General features: G+C 30.8%; 3 protein-coding genes. All 3 read left to right on the plus strand.

The annotated features are described in order from the left end of the window. Positions 1-84 precede the first annotated feature (84 nt). Entirely contained in the window at positions 85-408 is a 324-nt protein-coding gene (gene tnpA, locus N4T77_RS20030) for an IS66 family insertion sequence element accessory protein TnpA (RefSeq protein WP_261673630.1), read from the plus strand. Further along, positions 402-752, plus strand: a complete 351-nt coding sequence (gene tnpB / locus N4T77_RS20035; RefSeq protein WP_261673631.1) for an IS66 family insertion sequence element accessory protein TnpB — start codon at positions 402-404, stop codon at positions 750-752. Before tnpA ends, tnpB begins: the two co-directional genes overlap by 7 nt. A gap of 89 nt (positions 753-841) precedes the next feature. Further along, positions 842-2,256: IS66 family transposase (tnpC, locus tag N4T77_RS20040; protein ID WP_261673632.1), on the plus strand; the 1,415-nt coding region annotated here is incomplete at its 3' end.

A 2,256-nucleotide genomic window follows, 5' to 3' on the forward strand; every position in this document is an offset into this window, starting at 1 on the left:
GTAAGCGTAAAAAATTAAGTACCTAGATAGCATATCTTTTCATTGATAAACTTATTTCATAAGATTATTATTGGGAGGATGATTATGTCTACGAAACTAGATAATGCAACATGGGAAGAATATATTAATAAATTTGAAGCCTGCAAAGATGAGTTAACTGTGAAAGATTTTTGTATAGAAAACAAGCTTTCCAAAAGCCAATTTTATTATCATAAAAGAAGGTTAGATAAAGAAAAACCTACAACAGTTTTTCATGCTATTTCATTAACTAAACAAGATAATGTAGAAGAGAATATTACTGGTTCAAAAGAAGTGAAAATTACCGTAGGTAATGCCAATATAACTATTCCTGTTAGCGAAGCTACCTTAATTACATCAATAGTTAAGGAATTAGCCACCAGATGTTAAATATAGATAAGGTAGAAAAAGTCTACCTTGCCTGCGGCTACACGGATTTAAGAAAAAGTATTGATGGATTAGTTATGATAGTGGAGAATCAATTTAAGCTAAATCCTTTTGATAAAGCATTATTTGTTTTTTGTAACAAACAAATGGATAAACTAAAAATTCTTCACTTTGACGAAGGATTTTGGTTATATTATCACCGTTTAGAAGCTAATCGATTTAAATGGCCTGCTACTACGGAAGAAGCTTTAAAGGTAAATATTGAAGAATTACGGTGGCTTTTAAAAGGCTACGAAATAAGAACAAAGTCTAAGTTCAAGCCTATAAAACAAAGTAATTGTTTTTAAAATACATTAGCAAAGAACCCTTGAAACCCTTTGTTTTCAAGGGTTCTTGTGATATAATGAATTATAAAATAAAAGCTAAAGAGGTAATTATGGATCACGAAATTTTAACAAATGAACTTGATGAAAAGACAAAATCATTAATTGACAAAGTTGAAAAGATGGAAAATGAAATTAATGAAAAAGATAAAGAATTAAGCTCAAAAGATGAAGAAATACGAAAACTTAAAAATGAACTAGAGTTCTTAAAAGGTGTTATATCAGGTAAAAATAGAAAGATATTTGGGGTATCTAGTGAACAAGTAGCTGCAAACCAACTATCTCTTTTTAACGAGCCTGAAAAATTTAGTGATTCAAAAGTAGAAGAACCTACTTTAAAGGAAATTACATATAAAAGGGCTAAGAAAAGCAATTACACAGGCAAAAAAGATAATCTAGCAAACTTAGAAAGAGTTGTTATTGAGCATAAATTAGAAGGTGATGATCTTAACTGCAAAGAATGTGGTGAAGAATTAGTTGAAATTGGAGTTAAATCTAAAAAAGAAATAATAAGATATGTTCCAGCTAAACTTATAGTTGAAGAACATGTGATTTACAGCTACGCTTGTAAATCTTGCGAAAAAGAAACGGGCGAAAGCAATATAATTTCAGCAGAAGCTCCACAAACTATTTTTTATAATAGCATGGCTTCTAATGAATTAGTTACTCATACTCTTGTGCTTAAATATCAACATGCTATGCCGCTTTATAGGCAGGAAACTTACTTCGATATGATGGGGGCTACTCTTTCAAGGCAAACTCTATGTAACTGGACTATGTCCGCGGCGGAAGCCTTAGAGCCAATATACAAACATATGAAAAAAGAATTACTTAATAGAAATTATATTAATGCTGATGAAACTACTCTGAAAGTAATTAATGATAATGGTAAAGATTCTAAATCTAAAAAGTATATGTGGTTATATATGAGTAACATCAATTCAAAGCCAGTAATTTTGTACGATTATCAAAGCACTAGGTCAAGCTCATGTCCTAAAAATTTCTTAGGAGATTTCAAAGGATTTCTCCAAACGGACGGTTATAATGGATATAACTCCGTTAGCAACGCTACGCGTGTATATTGCTTAGCTCACATAAGAAGATACTTCCACAATATAATAGTTGACTTAAATGAAGAAGTCCTAAAAAATTCTAGAGGAGTAATAGGGTTTAATTATTGTGAGCAAATTTATAAACTTGAAAAAGAGCTTAGAGAAGCTTATTCAAGCGATGAAAATTATTATAATATTAGGTTTAAAATAAGAGCCGAGAAACTAGCTCCGCTTATAGATGACTTTATTGACTATGTTGAAAGAGAAATTAAAGATGCTCTTCCAAGAAGTCCGCTAGGTAAAGCCCTTGATTATGCTAAAAAGCATTTACCAGGATTAAAAAATGTGCTACTAGATGGTTCTTTAGAAGTCGACAATAATGCTGCTGAAAGAGCAATTAAGCCTTTTGTTATAGG

The sequence above is a fragment of the Clostridium sp. CX1 genome, assembly GCF_025398335.1.
Taxonomy (GTDB): Bacteria; Bacillota; Clostridia; order Clostridiales; family Clostridiaceae; genus Clostridium_AM; species Clostridium_AM tanneri.

Excerpts from the sequence above, each read along its gene's own strand:
- tnpA (WP_261673630.1), top strand. The coding sequence starts at position 85 with ATGTCTACGAAACTAGATAATGCAACATGGGAAGAATATATTAATAAA.
- tnpB (WP_261673631.1), top strand. The coding sequence starts at position 402 with ATGTTAAATATAGATAAGGTAGAAAAAGTCTACCTTGCCTGCGGCTAC.